Source organism: Synechococcus sp. CC9605 (assembly GCF_000012625.1).
Classification (GTDB): Bacteria; Cyanobacteriota; Cyanobacteriia; order PCC-6307; family Cyanobiaceae; genus Parasynechococcus.
Window position 1 is genome coordinate 1,454,558 of the sequence record NC_007516.1, and the last position, 16,230, is coordinate 1,470,787.

Below are 16,230 nucleotides of genomic sequence, written 5' to 3' on the forward strand. Positions count from 1 at the left end.
TTGAAGTCGCCGCCGCATCCATTCAGCCTCTCTGCAGAGATCGCCAAGAACACCAAAGGAATTCACGATCTTCAAAATTGGAGTGGTGAAGAATTAATGAGGTCAGGTGCAATGCGCATGGAGACATCACCAGACGACATGGCGATCATATCGGCTTGACGCCATTTCGATAGAAGGCGGGTTGTGGTCACCCGGGTAGCACCGATTAACTCACCAAAACGATCATGAGTTAGACGGAAGGGAAGCTGATAAGCATCGCTGCAACGAAGTCCAAGCCGGTTAACCAAGAGCGCCAGAAGAGCGTGAAGCCGCTGTTCCGCCTGACCCAGATGACGGACTCTTAGGAGCTGCAAGGTCCACTCATTGACTGCGTCGATTCCGAATTCGTCCGCGGAGACGGAGTCACGACGAAACTTCAGGGCCGTAAGTGCCTCGACACAAGCCCCGTCACTGCACATGCGATCGGTGCGAAGCCTGTCGCCTGACTGCAAAAACGCCAAAGTCATTCCCTCGGTTTCCTCACAAGGGCAATACACCCGGCAAACACCTTCCAACACCTCAAGAACGGTGGCCTGATCGCGACCGGCAGGATCCAGCAGAACGGTCTGAAGCCTTGGCATCGACAAAGGAGCCGCAGGATCATCCGGCAAGAACCGGTAGGAAGAGGTCGTCACGAACTATCGCGATTGAGAATTAATCGCAAGAGTACAGACTCCTTGTCGATATTGCAAGTCATTCTCAATAAGGCCCTCAGATTGAGATTCTTTCTCAATACGCTGCAGGCCAACTCCCTCCGTACTCAGAAGAAGTGAGCGGAGCAGCTGCGCATCGCCCTGAATTCGAAGCATCGGCTTGATGTGGTTATGGCCCAGTACACCTCGCTCACTGAGTGACCGATGGATCGCTTACAACGCTGAGGCGTTCTTATTGAGCGTTTGCGCTGTATTTCCTTGTCAAAACACAAGGAACGCAGCTTTTGTTGTGATCAGCCCCCCTGTGCTGCAATGGGAGAAGGCTCACCATTTGAGCGGTAAAGATACAAGCCAGTGAAAGAACGGCTGATGCTGCTGGGGTCCACGAAGGAGAACCACCACTTGGCTATTCGAGAGTTATAAGGTGTATGAACAGCACATTGGTCAATCCCATCGACGAACCAACCCATAACCATCACTGGCTTGCCGAAACGGGTAACTGCAAGCGTTGGGAACTGGCAAGAAGCACTGGCTCCTCTTTTTCAGGGGAGGCGGTTCAGAGTTATGGCTTGCCACAACATTGGTGCGCCTCATTTAGTCACTGCCACTGGCTCATCTGAATTGCACTGAACCCCCAGCAGAAGTGAAAGTGACTGCGGAAGTTCAGTCACATGGATCTTCCATCCAATGGAGGGGCAATTTCCATTGGACGCTGTGTGTGTCTACGCTAATCCAGTCCGGCGTTGACATAGCAAGTGACGGCCTGACTCCTCTCCTCAACCGGGGGAGTCAGCACAGCGGTTTCAGTCGTTGAAACATTCAGCGAATCTTTTGGACGTCGCTTTCGCACCATTGGAAGGGCGCTCAATACCTTCCGAGGAGATAGTATGAATGGAACGCAGAACAGCCTAATTACAATGAAGTAATGACCATTGGGCGCTGATAACACAACTAACTCTCTTCTACATCCTAAGAGGGGAATCGGATCAGCGTTATCTGAGTGGTGGTGTGCAACATCTCCAGCCCGTGTCCGTATCGTCTCCATAGCCTCAATGGCATTGTGGCGCATCATCCGCTGCAGCTAAGACCACCGTGATCTAGGACTCCGTCTCATTTGGTCGTTGCAATAGCCTCATCTGACAAAGCGCAGCCCACGACAGCACCGATCGTGTCTTTGGGAGTTCCGTTGCTGGGGACTTCCATCCAATGGTTTCTCCAATGAACATTGGGCGCTGAAAACCGTACTGACTCTCCCTTTCGCAACCGGGAAGTCAGTTCAGCGTTTTGACTTCCCAAAACATTGTGACGACTCATTTGGCAACTGCTATCGCCTCATCTGTATCGCGGTGTGCACCCGACGCGGTGATTCTGTCTTAGGAGTCCACAAGACCTCCATCCAATGTTTTTTGTAGGGACCATTGGGCGCTGTCCAGAAAAGCTGACTCCCTTTCTTGGCGGACGGGGAGTCAGTTCAGCGTTTGACGGGTGACTTGACCTCGCAAAACAAAACCACTGAGATGCTTGAAGTAGTTGCTGCGATTGTTATCACAGCAGGTCTGGTTGCCGGAAATCTTTTGCTGTTTTCACCTTTGCGAATAGACAACAGGATTAAAGCTCCAGCACCTCCTGCTCAACCTGAGAACGCAGCTGGCCCGGTATTTAGGTGATCAGCTACGGACGTTGGCGCGACTTAATTCATCACTGCCATCTGCTTATAGGAACAGGCAAAAGCCATAGAAGGTGAGATTCTCACTTTGGAAGCCCACTTCCATCCAATGGCCCCTGCATCACCATTGGCCTAAGTGTCAGCTAACTTCTTTTCTCACAGAGAAGGCAAGAACAGCCTTTACAACGCCTAGGCAGAGAGCCACCGGCTGACATATCTTTTGAAGGGAAGAAGTCGGTTCAGCGTTTTGCCCTACAACCTTCCCAAGGCTCATTTGATTCACCGATCAGCATCATCTGGAGCAGCAACATCCATATACCCATTCATTGTAATCACGGATGTTCCGTCGCAGGAAACCTCCAACCAATGGTGGGGGCAATCACCATTGGGCTCTGATAACACCACTGACTCCCTTCTGACAATACGGGGAGTCAGATCAGCGTAATTGCATTGCAAAAATGCCAAAGCTAATTTGACGAGCCCACTGAGATCATCTGGCGTGCAAATGAAATGGATTGAAGCTAGTCAAAGAAAGCCACGCGTAACATCTGCTTGAAGGGTTGTATTCAGGCCCAATTCAAGCTGGTCACACCACTAACTCCTCCCCAATGAGTAGACAGGGGGAGAGACCAAAGGCACAGAGGAGAAGAAAACCAGTTATAGATTCATTTGACAGATGAGATTAGATAGTTTGTACTCGCACTCTGAGAAAAACCAGCCAATATGCATTTGAAGGTTCTCGCAAGGCACCTTCATCCGATGGCTGATCCGGGTCATCGCGCTGGGGTTACAACTGGCTCCTCTACTCAACCAGGGGAGTCAGTCCAGTTGCTTACTCCCAGAAATACACTGAATTATTATGGCCAAAAGCAAAGGCGTTCGCATCATTGTCACACTCGAATGCACCGAATGCAGAACAGCAACTGCTGCTGAAAAACGCAGTCCTGGAGTCTCTCGCTATACAACAACTAAAAACCGAAGAAACAATCTTGAAAGGCTCGAACTGATGAAATTCTGCCCACAACTCAACAGAATGACTCTTCATCGCGAAATAAAATAGAAGAAAAATATAATGCTTGCAAAACAGCACACACCAAATAATCTCGTCTCAAATAAACTTTGGCTATCATTGTTTTTACCAAAGCACGGGCGAGCGCATGCCTTGAGCAATTCATTTTGTGCAAAAAACCAACAACGACAACCGCATATTGGCCAACGCATGAAACACATCACTGAGTCATCACTGATCAACACTAATCAATCAATACAAACATCGATCAGTAGAATTTAGGACACAGCCTAATTCAGCAGCAGCTACTTTACGCAAAGCAGCGATCTATTCTTGACTAACATTGAAGCCTTCGCACACATCATTGACCTCGCTAACAGAACGACTGACACGGCCACTTATGAGTATTTAATGAGAGAAGCGCAGGAAATCATGCTCGACAAAAACAAGGAAGATATAGATTATTGTGATTTTAGACAATTGGTAGAGGAGCGGCTCGCGAATCAAACACTCAAAACAAAAGAGCAAGGCTGCACATAATTGCAGAATGACTAGCACCAATTATTATCATTTTAGCAGAAAATAGTCAAGACCAAGATATTTAGAATCGCGCCGATTTATAAACAAAAAATAATACTCAAAAAATACACTTATATCAGGCAATCAAGGTAGCATAATGCTTGCAGATCAATCCCCCTCAATATAATTACAAACCTCAGGCTTTTTTTAATTAGCATCACTTACACGGGAGTGCATCATTTCAAACGTAGTACTACGACATCTGAGCGACATGGTCCTATTCACAACACGAAAATGAGATTGGGCAGTTCACTCCAGCCTGAGCTGTTCAAACAATGATTCTGATCATGTCAGTCTCATTGGGCGCCATCTGGCTCTTCTTCCCTCCAGGTTCAAGAGCCAGAGTGTCGCTTCAACCAAACCAGAACAATTGATTGGTCTTGTCTTTGCCCATCGATAACTGGCGTTGATGTTTTCTACTTCTCACCATCAACACAATGTCTCAAAAAACATCCCGGTTTTTCAAACTTGATGCATCGGTATTAGAAGCGCAAATGCGCTGCGGAACGGAATGGCCAATAGGCCTTGTTGATGCAATTGCAGAAGCCCATCGAACCACAGTTGAAAATGTCATTGAGCGTCAACGCGTTTTAAGGTCAACGGACCCACACGATCATAAATAAAACGTTTATTTTTGAGATTATTTTAGTTTTCCCATGTCCTTATCAGGATTCGAAATTTCTGTAGGTTGAATCACATCAATTGCACTAACAAGCAGCTTGGTTCTGTTTCTCTACAAAGCATTTGGCGAAAAACAAATGGGCATGAGCAAATCTAAAGAAGGAGTGACAGCCAAAGCAGCGCCTTCAACTCCTAAACAAGGAACAACAAAACCCTGGCTTTACTGAAAGCAAAGTAAGCACTTCAACCAACAATCTCATGTCTAAAATTTTTATTCCATTGTTCACTGCATTGCTTTTGAGTGCATGCGGACTCAATAGTGAATCGGGTGTCTCCTCTAATGATGGTGATGCTAAAACCACAGCGGACCAAAATACCAAAACACCAAGCATTGGTCTGAGTTCAGAACCGAGTATTGGGAAATCAGTGTTGCTGGCTTCACTCAAGGATGGAGGATATGTCATTTATTTTCGTCATGCAACGACGGTGAAGGATTACGCAGACCAAGCTGATCCTCTGATGAGCCTTAATGATTGCAGTTCACAGCGAAAGCTGAGCACTCAGGGCATCAAGGAATCCTACGAAATTGGCATGGCATTTGCTGCAAAGGAGATCCCAGTCGGTGAAATTATTGTTAGTGAGTATTGCCGGTCCTGGAAAACAGCAAACCTTGCATTTGGAGAATGGACCCAAAAAGATTCCCGTTTAAACTTTTTACCTTATGAGGATTACACCAAAAGTAATGTTGAACTGATGAAAAAGAATGTCATGCCTTTATTAACGCGCCCACCTCTACCAGGAACCAACAAAGTCATTATCGGACATGATGATCCTTTTGAAGCCGTGACAGGAATTTATCCTGAACCGCAAGGAATCGCATACATCCTTCAGCCCGATGGGGGAAAAAGCTTCAAGATCATCGATAGTGTGTTGCCGTCTGAGTGGGCAACACTCTGAGCAAGACAGCCACTCTGATCCTTGATCATTTGACTTGATAGATGTTTAGGATCTAACACTCGATTGATGCGTTGCCAACATTCAAGGCATCGCAGAGTAGGATAATTACCGTGTCGACCTTGGACGGGTTTCGGCAAATTCAAAGCGATCTATCTCTCGTAGGCAATTCCGGGAGGTAGATTTTTTCAATAGATCTTTAATAAATAAACCATGTGTGGCTGAAGCATGGTTTGTACGAAGCTGCAAATCATGCAGACCCAAGTACAATACAGAGAGTACTGCATTCTGTGCGCGGGTATATTTGATACAATTCCTGCCATCAATTGGCTGCAATCAGATGCCAGATTAACTCTCTTGTCAAAGCAAAATAATTTCATTGGGCAGCTCAAAGAATTCAATCCAGATGATCAAATGATCCACATCATTAGATTAAAAACAAAGTACTCGAATCAAATGACTCTTTGACCGGTTAAATATGACTTACCCCTGCAAAGCTATGTAAAAGCAGATTTATTCGACAGACAACACTCATTATGTTTTTTATGCCGCATCTTTCTGAAAATGCAGTCTTACGGAAGTTCATCAGTCACTTATGACTGGTGGGCTGGAAATGCAGGAGTCGCGAAGCGCAGCGGTTCTTTCATTGCAGCCCACGCTGCCCATGCAGGTTTAATCATGTTTTGGGCAGGTGCATTCACCTTGTTTGAGTTGGCCCGTTATGACGGAACACTGCCAATGGGAGAACAAGGGCTGATTTTGATTCCACATCTCGCCGGCCTTGGCTTCGGCGTAGGGGAAAGCTCTGTAATCGTTGACCAACAACCCCTCATCGCGATCGCAGCATTCCATCTGGTTTCGTCTGCTGTTCTTGGAGCAGCTGGAATCTGGCATACACTTCGAGCTCCCAGGGACCTTTCAGAGGCTGAAGGCCGCGCCCAAAAGTTTCATTTTGAATGGAGTGATGACAAAAAGCTCACGTTCATCCTGGGGCATCACCTGATTTTTCTCGGCCTGGGTGCCATTGCCTTCGTTGAATGGGCAAAACGACATGGAATTTACGACAGCGCCATCGGAGCTGTTCGACGGGTTGAACCAAATATTGACCTCGGTATGGTGTGGAGTTATCAGGCTAATTTTCTTTCCATCAGCAGTCTTGAAGACGTGGTGGGTGGCCATGCTGTTTTGGCCTTCATTCTCACGATTGGTGGTGTTTGGCATATCATCTCTAGGCCTTTCGGACCCTTCAAAAAGGTCTTGATCTACAACGGCGAATCGATCCTGTCTTACTCGCTTGCCAGTGTAGCTCTGATGGGATTTGTGACCGCCATTTGGTGTGCTCAAAACACAACAATTTACCCCGTTGAGTTGTATGGCGATCCGTTGAAATTGAATTTCGCTTTCTCTCCCTATTTCAGCGACGCAACTGCTCTTGAGGGTGGTGCCCACTCAGCCCGAGCTTGGCTGGCCAATACGCACTTTTACCTTGCATTCTTTTTCCTGCAAGGACATTTTTGGCATGCCTTGCGCGGCATGGGCTTTAACTTTAAGCGCGTTTCTGAGGCGCTTGACAACATGGGAAATTCCAAGGTCAGTGCCTGATTGATCTGCCTTTGCTGATGCACCCCTCATCTCATTGAGATGGGGGGTTTCTTTATTTTTTGCCATTCAGGCAAATATCCACTACAGCAGCCCCAGTACATGAAAAACGGCAAGGGAGCGCAGACAAAGAAGCCTTTAGCAGCGGTCAGCCTCGATTGACCTCGAATCCAATGAAAGGACCCTTGGCTCAGAACACAAATGTCGTCTTGATCAGACCGCCCAGTTGCTGGAAGGTTGAACCATTCGGTGTGAGCTCACCCATCGGTCGCGACAGATAGAACAGCGCCGGGGTGACGCTGATGTTGTCGGTCACTTGGAACTGATACCACCACTCCCAGATGAACTGGCCATCGGCAGCCGTGTCGCCACCACGCAGATCCGTCGCAAAAACAGGCTGGCCCACAGCCATTCCGGCGTTGTTCCCTGCCATCAACATATCGCTCCATTCCAGTCCAGCCCTCCAGGACTGACTGGTGCTGACCTGGCCCTTGCGCTGGGTGTCGGATTGATTGATGCCCCAACCGAGCGACAGCGAAGGAAGCCAACCGCTCTCCAACGGCTGCCAGAAACCACCGAGGCCATAGGCGTGGGTCTCGCCCCGATCACTGAAGCGATCACTGGCGAAGGGTGTGGCATACACGATCAGGTCTTGACCGTTCTGAACCTTTGAATACAGGGCAGCAACACCCCAGTTCTCACCCTCCCAACCCAGCTGCAGGGTGCCGGTCCCTCCCGCATCGTCGGTGGCGAAACCACCGGAACGGGTGTCGCTTAATGCACCATTGGCCGCCACATAGTTGGCCGACGCGCGAGCTCCACTTTCCGCGGCCCAGCTGATGCCCACGCCCGCACCTTTGTTTTTGTTGTAGGCCCCCGGAGCTCCATTCACCGTGAGCACATCAAGGATCGGATCACTGGGATAGACGCTGGGCCAGATCGCGAGCATGTCCTCCTGGCCAACAATCGGGCCGGTGGTGATGGTGATCTCATCTCCCAACGGGAAGGTATAGAAGAGTTTGTCGATCGCCACCAGATTGGGGCGATCACCCTCCTGAAAAGCAGTTTCCAAGATGGCGAGGCCCGACGGCCCTCCACTGCCGAAGACGTTGCCGTCTCCGTCGAAGTTGCCGCCACGCAACACCGTGGTCAATTGATCCTTGCCGGTGAAGGAGGTGGCCAACCCCAGCTGAAGGTCGTAGTTGAACGTGGTGCCGCCCAACGCTTCATTGCTCTGGGAACGCAGCCGGGACGCGGATCCCTTAAAGCAGCTGGCTCCGAACACCCAGGTGGCTTGTCCATTGAGTTTGGTGGTGGTTGAGAACTGGGTGGCTTCCAGTTCGCCGACGCGGGCCTCGAGGCCGTCAACGCGACCCTTGAGGATGGCCAGCTCGGTTTCGAATTCCTTGAGCAGACGACGCAGCTCGTCGGTCACTTCGGTGATCCGGTCGAGGCAGGCGTTAAGCAGGGCAGCCGCTTCGTAGCGGGTCATCGCCCGGTTGCCACGGAAGGTGCCGTTGGGGTAGCCGGCGACGCAGCCGTAGGTCTCCACCAGGTTGGCCAGAGCCTGATAGGCCCAGTCGGTGGGGTAAACGTCAGAGAATTGGGTAACGCTGGTGACCTGATCAAGGCTGTTGCCACTGGCAGTAGCCGCGTAATCAGAAACGTCGTTGATGTTCAGCTCGGCGGCATTGGCTGCTGGGCTGTTGACAACAGCCAAAGGGGCCAGAAGGCCAAGGGCAGCAGGAGCCACCAGCAGTTGCCAAACAAGCGTCATGGGTCGAGGGCGATTTGCCCATGACGCAACATCCGTCTCTAGGCGTCAAGCCATCTGGGCAAGACGCAACAAGAGGTTTCAGTCGATCAGGGCAACCCAGGCGAAGGCCATACCGATGCCCATCCAGATGCCGGCACCAAGCCGTTGCCCCTGGGAGCCGAGGCGCTCAACCAGGGTCTTGGACCAGTTGCTCACCACCAGCAGCAGTGCGCCTTGGCCAATCAACAAGCCCAGGAAATAGGTGAACAGCGGGGTGGGTTCCGCTCCAACGATGGTGCTACCGAGCAGAAAACCGTGCAGGGCCACCAGCGGCAGCAACCAACGGGAGGAGGCCACGGTGAGAGCCATCAAACCCTCCACCACCAGGCTGAGGGAGACCATGGCCTCCGCCCAGGGAGCCACGGCATCCGGCAGGGGAATGAACTGCGACAGAACACTGCCGCCCAGGCCAGCAGCCAGCAGAGGAATCACCCAGGCGCGGGGACGTTGCAGGCCGATGAAGGCGATGGCCAGCAGAAACAGGAGATGGTCGGGACCCAGCAGCGGGTGACCAACGCCACTGAGTAATCCCTGCAGGGGGGTGAGGGCAGCGCTGTCGCCCATGCCAAAGGGGTGGTGGGCGAAAGCCGGACTGGCTAGGAGAAGAACCGCCAGAAGCGAAGGGCCGGCGATCCGCAGCGGCCTGCGCAGGGCCAGTGGCAAAGAATTCAAAAGTCGATCCTCGTCGGTTTGATCTGGCGGGCGTTCTGACTGACGTGGGCGGAGGGCCGACGTTTCACAGCTGCGGGACAGCGGCAGATTTTCACTGCTCTTTCCCCGTTTCCTTCAGCGGCTGTTCCCCGCTGAAACCAGCACCCCACCCTACCGGCGCCTGGCCGTCCCGCCTGACCAACAATCATTCGGCCTGTGGCGGTGCATCGGCAAGGTCGGTGGTGTGGAAATTCCAGCGATCACCGTCTTCCAGCCAGAGCTCCCAGGCCAGGCGGCGGCCGCTCCGTTTCAGTCGCAGCTGGCCGCCAAAACCCGCCGGAGAGGGCTGATAGAGCTCGGTAATGTCGTCAACAGGGGCTCCATCCCGGGTGAACACCTGCTCCACCTGTTCACCAAGCCGGGCCGTCAGGTCGCTGCGCAGCTCTTCAACCGTCACGCCGGCTGGCTCGAGAAATCGAGCACCAGATCGCCGACGTCATCCCGGCTGATCTGGAAACCGAAGCCATCAACGGTGCCGGTCCACAGGCCTGTATCGAGATCGGCCTCGATCCCCTCCAGCTGCTCCACCTTGTGATCGAAGAGCAGCCCGAAGCAATGGGCCGCGACCTGGGCGGCCTGGGACGCATCCATGTCATCGAGTTCGTGGGCTTCCACCGGACACCCATCGAGCAGTTCGGCATCGATGACGTTGCCGGACCCAACGTCCTCCACAAGAGCTTGCAAGCCAGCCAGATCGTTCATTGCCTTCGCCGTTGAAGCAACACACGCAACACCATCATCCCTGGGCCAGAGCGGCGGTGAGGGCCGTGTCCACGCTCAAGGTGCGCGATCCCAGATGCACGGGCTGCGCGATCACCTCCTGGGCCAATTCCAGTTCAAACGGAACAAAACCGCCCTCGGGCCCCACCATCACCACGGCCGTCCCCCTTGGGGTGTCGCGCAAGGGAAGGGATGCCCCCATCTGGGCCATCCAGCAGGGCCGTCCAGCACAAAGATCCTTGAGCTGGTCTTCGACGAAGGGGCGAAAGCGCCTGTGCTGATGCACCCGGGGCGCCACCGTGTCGCTGGCGCGCTCCATCCCAGCAAGCAGCGCATCGTTCACCTTCTCTGGTGCGAGCAAAGGCGATTGCCAATAGCTCTTTTCAACCCGAGCGCAGTTGATCAGGTGAAGGTTTGCCACCCCGAATTCGGCCACGGTGCGGAACAGACGTCGCAGCACCTTGGGCCTTGGCAGAGCCAGAACAATGTCGAACCGATGGCGGGGCGGCGGTGGCTGGTTGAGCTCCACCTCCAGCACCACTGCATCTGCATCGAGCGCGCAGATGCGGCCCTGGCCGAGATCGCCACCTAGCTCACCAACCAGGATGCTGTCGCCCACCGCAGCCCGAAGCACCGAACGGATGTGATCCGCCCGCCGATCCACAAGACGAACTTTCCGTTCATCCAGCCAATCCGAACGGTTCAGAACAACGATATTCATGGCTGGATCTCTGGGAGCAACACCACGCCGTCGCCAACAGATCCGTCAGTTCAGCACAACAATCCCCGCGGCCCACAATCCTCAGCAGTGTTCGAACACCCCGGGGATCAACTCCCGCTCGCGGCGCGACTGAAACTCAGCGTCGGCAGCACGCAGCGCCGCAGGATCATCCTGGAACCAGCAGCCATAAAGAAGATTCAGGATCCGATCCACATCGAGATCACGATCAGCCACGTCCTGCCAGAGGCGTTGGCTTAATTCGGCATCAGCCAGCTGAAATTGAGCCTGGGCCAGACGTCGGGCTGCGTCGAAATGGGCCGGTTGCAACTGCCGCGACGGTGAGTCGTACTGAAGCAACCGTCCCTGGATCGTTTGGAGCAAGCCCATGCCATCAGCTTTGCTGCATTCAGATTGAATCCGCAGATGCCGATCGACAATGGGTCCTCATGCTGATTCTCAAAAAACGGGCCTAAGTTCGATTTAGATGCCTTGCCGTGATGCCCCCTGAGCGTCAGAGGCAAGTTGCAGCAGGCCTGCTGATATTGGGTGCCGTAGCTGCGATCCTTCTGCCGTTCATTTCAGCGACGCTTCTCACCCTTGCGCTTGGTGGGATTGCCTTCTCCGCAGGGGTGAGTCAACTGCTGCGACTCGGCCAAGACCAGGCCGGTGGCAAGTTGTTTCGTCTGCTTTCCGCCCTGCTTTACATCGGCGGGGCGCTGTTCATCCTGATTGACCCCATCAAAGGAGAAATCAGCCTGACCCTCTTCGCCGGGGTTGTGGTGTTGGTGGAGGGAATCATGGAACTGGCGGCGGGGGCCACTTCAAAAGCGCCGATGGCCGGACTTGTGCTGCTCGATGGCTTGCTCTCCGCAGGCATCGGCCTGCTGTTGGTGCTCAAGTGGCCCAGTGACAGCGTCTGGGCTCTGGGAACACTCTTCGATATGACCCTATTCTCATCGGCCCTGAAACTTCTGCAGAAGCCCAGTGGAGCAATTGTCTGAATCAGACTTTTTATCTTCGCAAGGGGAAAACTTGAACATTGGGGTCAGGTTGATCCATCCCAACATCGCTTAAAGAGCATTCAACAAGCATCAAATCCCAACAGGATCCTGTCCTGCAAGTCAGCGTGATTGAGGCCTGGACGATGCAATTGCAGGGCCGGAAGAAGATCGAGCACAAGATTGTTGGCCCGGCGGGATTCCACACAAACGCCGACACTATCCCCCCTGGACCGCGCCAGACGGATCTGATCCATCACCAGCTGCAACTGGAACACATGCTGGTCGAGGCTTCTGGCGTGGGCAGCCCCGCTGAGGCTGCAGCCCAGCAGCAGCGCCAACCACCAACCCTGTGATCGCATCGGCATCGCACCACCAGAAGGCATCCCCCCTCAACGTCCCATGCCGCCTCCCCCTGGGGTGAGCATGCGAATGGCCTCGCCCGCCTGGAGCTCCAGCTGCACGGCACCAGGCAGGGGATGAGCCACCCCCTCACAGTCCAGCCGCAGGTTCTCGCCACAGGCACCACTGCCCCCCCCGTTAAGACCGAACGGGGCCACCTGCCGCGAGCCACTGATCAGCGACACACTCATCGGCTCGAGGAAACGTATCGTGCGTTCCAAGCCGTCGCCCCCGGGCCACCGGCCCTGGCCGCCACTGCCGGAGCGCACCGCGAAGGATTCCAAGCGCACCGGATAACGACTCTCCAGCACCTCGGGATCCGTCAGCCGCGAATTGGTCATGTGGGACTGCAGCCCCACCGATCCGGCATAGCCCTCACCAGCGCCGCCACCACCGGCCACCGTTTCGTAGTACTGGCAGCGGCCATTGCCGAAGCTGACGTTGTTCATCGTTCCCTGGCCGGCCGCCTGGGCGTCGAAGGCCGCAAACAGCAGATTGCAGAGGGCCTGAGACACCTCCACATTGCCGGCCACCACAGCGGCGGGGGGCCGCGGATTCAACAGACAGCCCTCAGGGACCACCAGATCAAGCGGCGCGAAACAGCCCTCGTTCAAGGGGATGTCGCTCTCGAGGAGACAACGGATCACGTACAGCACAGTCGCCCGCGTCACCGCCAGAGGGGCATTGAAATTGCCTGGCCGTTGGGGCGATGTTCCGCTGAAATCCAAACGCAACCGTTGGCGGTTGGGATCAAGGCACACCTGCACCACCAGGCAGGAGCCGTCATCGAGGGCCAACTGATGCCGGGCATCCGTCAGGCGCAACAGCAGCCGCTGAACGCTGCGGGCTGCGTCCTGCTGCAGCAGGGTCATCTGCTGTTGCACCAGGGTGTGCCCCTCCCGCTCCACGAGGGATTGAAGCGCCACAATCCCCGCCTGATTGGCCGCCACCTGCGCCTGCAGATCGGCCAGCAGTTCCGGAAGGTTGCGGGGCGGCGTCGCCATGCCGCTGCACACCGCTTCCAAATCAGCGGCGAGAACCCGGCCCTGGCGCACGAACAGCTGGTTGCGCAGTAGCAGGCCCTCATCAGAGATGGTGCGACTGAAGGACGGCATTGATCCAGGAGCGATGCCACCGACATCGGCGTGATGGCCACGGCTGGCCACAAAGAAGCTGGGCTGATCCCCGTTGCAGAACACCGGCGAGATGGCGGTGATGTCGGGCAGGTGGGTGCCGCCATGGAAAGGATCGTTGCTGAGCAGCGTGTCGCCGGGCTGCAACGGTGCGACATCACCGGTCGCCACCTGGACCAACAGGTCGCGCACGCTGTCGCCCATCGATCCCAGGTGCACCGGAATGTGGGGGGCATTGGCCACCAGGGAACCCGTGGCATCGAACAACGCGCAGGAGAAATCCAGGCGCTCGCGGATATTCACGGAACGACTGCTCTGGCGCAGCTGTTCCCCCATCTGTTCGGCGATCGCCATGAAGCGATGGCGAAACAGTTCCCCCTGCAACGGGTCGTGGGCACCGGCCTGTGCCAGCTCCGATGATTCGTCTGCAGGATGCGAGCGCTCCAGCAACAGCGTGCCACCCTCCAGCACCCGGGCCTGCCAGCCCGGCTCCAGCACCGTGCAGCCCGTGGCTTCAGCGATCAGGGCTGGGCCGGCAATCCGCTGATTCAGCCGCAGGGCACTGCGGTTCAGCAACGGCACCTGCGTCCAACCGCTCGACTCCAAGTGCATCGACACCTGCGGCGATAGCTCCGCCTCTGGCGTTGGTTCGGCCACCTCAGCTGTGGCTGTGACTGTGGCTGTGGCATCAAACTGTTGGGGTGCTGTGATCTCAACATTGAGCTGTTCGACAATCAGGGCCTGATCGGCATCAATGCAGTAGCCGTAGCGTTGCTGATGGCTCGCCTGGAAGGCCGAGATCACGGCATCAACGCCTTGCTCTGCGGACCAGATGAGCACCAGGGTCTGCTCGGCAGAGGGATAACGCAGGTCCAGGCTGACCCAGACCTCCGGCAGCCCCGCATCGGCATCAGCGCCATCTCCCTGGCGACGCAAGGTCTCCTGCGCTTCAGCCATGAGCCGCTCCACCTGATCCGGCAGGGCCGCCAACAGTTCAGGCGAGAGAGCAGCGCCGAGATGCACCTGCCGCCGGCAGCGCTGACGGGCCTGACCCATGCCGAAGGCGGAGAGAACGCCGGCCATGGGATGCAACAGCACCGTGTTCAGCCCCAGTTCATCCGCCAGGCGACAGGCGTGCTGACCACCAGCCCCCCCATAGGCCACCAAGACCCCGCCGCGAATGTCCTCACCGCGATGCAGCGACACCCGGCGGATCGCAGCGGCCATGGTTTCCACCGCCAATTGCAACGCACCGGATGCCACCCGCTCCGGGGTCTGCCCCAGCGCTGCCGCTAGCTCCGCGAAGCGATGCCGCACCACCTGCACATCCGGTGGTAGATCCCCGGACGGGCCGAACACCGCCGGGAAGCGGTCCACCTGAAGCCTCCCCAGCAACAGGTTGGCGTCAGTGATGGTGAGCGGTCCGCCGGCGCGATAGCAGGCCGGGCCAGGTTGCGCTCCGGCGGAGCGGGGCCCCACCCGCAGCCGCTCCCCCTGGAACTCCAGCACCGATCCGCCTCCGGCCGCCACGGTTTCAATCGGCAGGCGTGGGGCCAGCAACTGCAGGCCGGCGATCTCGGTCTGCTCCTTCACTTGCCGCAAAGCCTGCGCATCGGCGCAAGCCACACAGAACACATCCGTCGACGTGCCCCCCATGTCGAAGCCCAGCACCGGCACTCCTTCAAAACCGGCCATCCGCGCCGCAGCGATCGCCCCGACCATGCCGGCCGCGGGCCCCGAAAGAATGGTGTCTTTCGCTTGCAGCCGGTCTGGAGCCTGCAACGCTCCGCTGGAGGTCATCACCCGCAGTGGCGTGGCAGCGCCCAGCGCCCCTTGCACCTGCTGCAGGTAGCCATCCAGCACCGGATGCACGGCTCCCTCCACCAAGGCCGTCTGCCCCCGCGGCACCAGCCGGGGCATCACACTCACCTGGTGGGAGCAGACCACGGTGCGAAAGCCAAGTTCGCGCAGCAATGCGGCGCAGCGCTGCTCATGGGCTGGGTTGCGCTGGGCATGCAACAACGCCACCACGGCGACGTCCAGGCCGGAACTGCGCTGCTCCTCAAGACGCCGCCGCAGCGGCTGATCCAGCACGAGGGGCTCCACCTCCTCACCCCCGGCATCAAGCCGACCGGCCAGCTCCAGCACCATTTGCGCAAGGAAGGGGCGCTGGGGCTGCTCGAGCGCGAACAGATCGTCGCGATGTTGATCGCCGATCCACAGCTGATCCCTCAGCCCGGCATTGGTGAGCAGCAGCAAAGGAGCACCAACCCCCTCAAGCAGCGCATTGGTGGCCACGGTGGTACCGAGACGCACGTCGTCGACGTCCGCCAGATCCACGGGCGGTGAAGCCAACGCCAACATCGCCTTCATGGCCGACACCGCAGGGTCTCCATGACCGGCCTGCTCCGAGAGCACCTTGCGCACATGCAGCTGGCCTTCTGGATCGCGACCGATCAGATCGGTAAAAGTGCCACCGCGATCAATCCAGAAGCACCACCCCATCTCAGGCCCTGGCCAACGTCGTCCCAGCCTGCCGCGCAGGCCGATCAACAAACCATGTCGACGCCCCCCGATGGGCGAGCTGAACTGAGAACGTTGAGAGGCAA

15 protein-coding genes and 1 riboswitch are annotated in these 16,230 nt (G+C 55.9%); of the genes, 6 read left to right on the top strand and 9 right to left on the bottom strand.

The annotated features are described in order from the left end of the window. Positions 1-71: 71 nt before the first annotated feature. Positions 72-620 carry a Crp/Fnr family transcriptional regulator gene (locus SYNCC9605_RS07920; protein WP_011364547.1) on the bottom strand — a complete coding sequence of 183 codons (549 nt, stop codon included), beginning with the start codon at positions 618-620 and terminating at the stop codon, positions 72-74. A gap of 1,562 nt (positions 621-2,182) precedes the next feature. Between SYNCC9605_RS07920 and SYNCC9605_RS15195 the strand changes: the two genes are divergently transcribed. From SYNCC9605_RS15195 to SYNCC9605_RS07940, 5 genes are all read left to right on the top strand, one after another. Further along, positions 2,183-2,359 carry a hypothetical protein gene (locus tag SYNCC9605_RS15195; protein ID WP_198002441.1) on the top strand — a complete coding sequence of 59 codons (177 nt, stop codon included), beginning with the start codon at positions 2,183-2,185 and terminating at the stop codon, positions 2,357-2,359. 858 nt (positions 2,360-3,217) lie between these two features. Next, the gene (gene rpmG / locus SYNCC9605_RS13945; RefSeq protein ID WP_011364548.1) at positions 3,218-3,418 is read left to right on the top strand and encodes a 50S ribosomal protein L33; all 201 of its coding nucleotides are present in this window, start codon (positions 3,218-3,220) and stop codon (positions 3,416-3,418) included. Positions 3,419-4,665: 1,247 nt separating this feature from the next. Continuing rightward, positions 4,666-4,794: a hypothetical protein gene (locus SYNCC9605_RS15480; protein WP_257928655.1), complete on the top strand. Its 129-nt coding sequence runs from the start codon at positions 4,666-4,668 to the stop codon at positions 4,792-4,794. Between the two features lie 31 nt (positions 4,795-4,825). Beyond that, a complete protein-coding gene (locus SYNCC9605_RS07930) occupies positions 4,826-5,524 on the top strand; it encodes a histidine phosphatase family protein (RefSeq protein WP_011364549.1) in 699 nt (232 codons plus the stop codon). Positions 5,525-6,085: 561 nt separating this feature from the next. Continuing rightward, positions 6,086-7,123, top strand: coding sequence for a chlorophyll a/b binding light-harvesting protein (locus tag SYNCC9605_RS07940; RefSeq protein WP_011364551.1), 1,038 nt, complete (start codon positions 6,086-6,088; stop codon positions 7,121-7,123). A gap of 187 nt (positions 7,124-7,310) precedes the next feature. On the opposite strand, the gene SYNCC9605_RS07945 is transcribed toward SYNCC9605_RS07940, so the two are convergent. The 6 genes from SYNCC9605_RS07945 to SYNCC9605_RS07970 form a co-directional block, all read right to left on the bottom strand. Next, on the bottom strand, positions 7,311-8,897 hold the full coding sequence (locus SYNCC9605_RS07945; protein ID WP_011364552.1) for an iron uptake porin: 1,587 nt from the start codon (positions 8,895-8,897) through the stop codon (positions 7,311-7,313). Between the two features lie 78 nt (positions 8,898-8,975). Then, on the bottom strand, positions 8,976-9,608 hold the full coding sequence (locus tag SYNCC9605_RS07950) for a HupE/UreJ family protein (RefSeq protein WP_011364553.1): 633 nt from the start codon (positions 9,606-9,608) through the stop codon (positions 8,976-8,978). Positions 9,609-9,615: 7 nt separating this feature from the next. After that, positions 9,616-9,765: riboswitch (cobalamin riboswitch) on the bottom strand. A gap of 27 nt (positions 9,766-9,792) precedes the next feature. Continuing rightward, complete coding sequence (locus SYNCC9605_RS07955) at positions 9,793-10,044, bottom strand: hypothetical protein (protein ID WP_011364554.1); 252 nt, start codon at positions 10,042-10,044, stop codon at positions 9,793-9,795. Continuing rightward, on the bottom strand, positions 10,041-10,349 hold the full coding sequence (locus SYNCC9605_RS07960) for a hypothetical protein (protein ID WP_011364555.1): 309 nt from the start codon (positions 10,347-10,349) through the stop codon (positions 10,041-10,043). Before SYNCC9605_RS07960 ends, SYNCC9605_RS07955 begins: the two co-directional genes overlap by 4 nt. 34 nt (positions 10,350-10,383) lie before the next feature. Beyond that, positions 10,384-11,088: a 16S rRNA (uracil(1498)-N(3))-methyltransferase gene (locus tag SYNCC9605_RS07965; protein ID WP_011364556.1), complete on the bottom strand. Its 705-nt coding sequence runs from the start codon at positions 11,086-11,088 to the stop codon at positions 10,384-10,386. 81 nt (positions 11,089-11,169) lie between these two features. Beyond that, positions 11,170-11,475, bottom strand: coding sequence for a hypothetical protein (locus tag SYNCC9605_RS07970; RefSeq protein WP_011364557.1), 306 nt, complete (start codon positions 11,473-11,475; stop codon positions 11,170-11,172). A 110-nt stretch (positions 11,476-11,585) separates the two neighbouring features. Here SYNCC9605_RS07970 and SYNCC9605_RS07975 point away from each other — a divergent pair, with 110 nt between their 5' ends. Next, positions 11,586-12,089, top strand: coding sequence for an HdeD family acid-resistance protein (locus SYNCC9605_RS07975; RefSeq protein WP_011364558.1), 504 nt, complete (start codon positions 11,586-11,588; stop codon positions 12,087-12,089). An 80-nt stretch (positions 12,090-12,169) separates the two neighbouring features. Here SYNCC9605_RS07975 and SYNCC9605_RS07980 read toward each other — a convergent pair whose 3' ends face one another. Together SYNCC9605_RS07980 and SYNCC9605_RS07985 are read right to left on the bottom strand one after the other, a co-directional pair. Beyond that, positions 12,170-12,454, bottom strand: coding sequence for a hypothetical protein (locus SYNCC9605_RS07980; protein ID WP_257928662.1), 285 nt, complete (start codon positions 12,452-12,454; stop codon positions 12,170-12,172). A 24-nt stretch (positions 12,455-12,478) separates the two neighbouring features. Next, the gene (locus tag SYNCC9605_RS07985) at positions 12,479-16,126 is read right to left on the bottom strand and encodes a hydantoinase B/oxoprolinase family protein (RefSeq protein ID WP_011364560.1); all 3,648 of its coding nucleotides are present in this window, start codon (positions 16,124-16,126) and stop codon (positions 12,479-12,481) included. Positions 16,127-16,230: the final 104 nt, after the last annotated feature.

Excerpts from the sequence above, each read along its gene's own strand:
- SYNCC9605_RS07920 (WP_011364547.1), bottom strand. The coding sequence starts at position 620 with ATGCCAAGGCTTCAGACCGTTCTGCTGGATCCTGCCGGTCGCGATCAG.
- rpmG (WP_011364548.1), top strand. The coding sequence starts at position 3,218 with ATGGCCAAAAGCAAAGGCGTTCGCATCATTGTCACACTCGAATGCACC.
- SYNCC9605_RS07930 (WP_011364549.1), top strand. The coding sequence starts at position 4,826 with ATGTCTAAAATTTTTATTCCATTGTTCACTGCATTGCTTTTGAGTGCA.
- SYNCC9605_RS07940 (WP_011364551.1), top strand. The coding sequence starts at position 6,086 with ATGCAGTCTTACGGAAGTTCATCAGTCACTTATGACTGGTGGGCTGGA.
- SYNCC9605_RS07945 (WP_011364552.1), bottom strand. The coding sequence starts at position 8,897 with ATGACGCTTGTTTGGCAACTGCTGGTGGCTCCTGCTGCCCTTGGCCTT.
- SYNCC9605_RS07960 (WP_011364555.1), bottom strand. The coding sequence starts at position 10,349 with ATGAACGATCTGGCTGGCTTGCAAGCTCTTGTGGAGGACGTTGGGTCC.
- SYNCC9605_RS07965 (WP_011364556.1), bottom strand. The coding sequence starts at position 11,088 with ATGAATATCGTTGTTCTGAACCGTTCGGATTGGCTGGATGAACGGAAA.
- SYNCC9605_RS07970 (WP_011364557.1), bottom strand. The coding sequence starts at position 11,475 with ATGGGCTTGCTCCAAACGATCCAGGGACGGTTGCTTCAGTACGACTCA.
- SYNCC9605_RS07975 (WP_011364558.1), top strand. The coding sequence starts at position 11,586 with ATGCCCCCTGAGCGTCAGAGGCAAGTTGCAGCAGGCCTGCTGATATTG.
- SYNCC9605_RS07980 (WP_257928662.1), bottom strand. The coding sequence starts at position 12,454 with ATGCCGATGCGATCACAGGGTTGGTGGTTGGCGCTGCTGCTGGGCTGC.
- SYNCC9605_RS07985 (WP_011364560.1), bottom strand. The coding sequence starts at position 16,126 with ATGGGGTGGTGCTTCTGGATTGATCGCGGTGGCACTTTTACCGATCTG.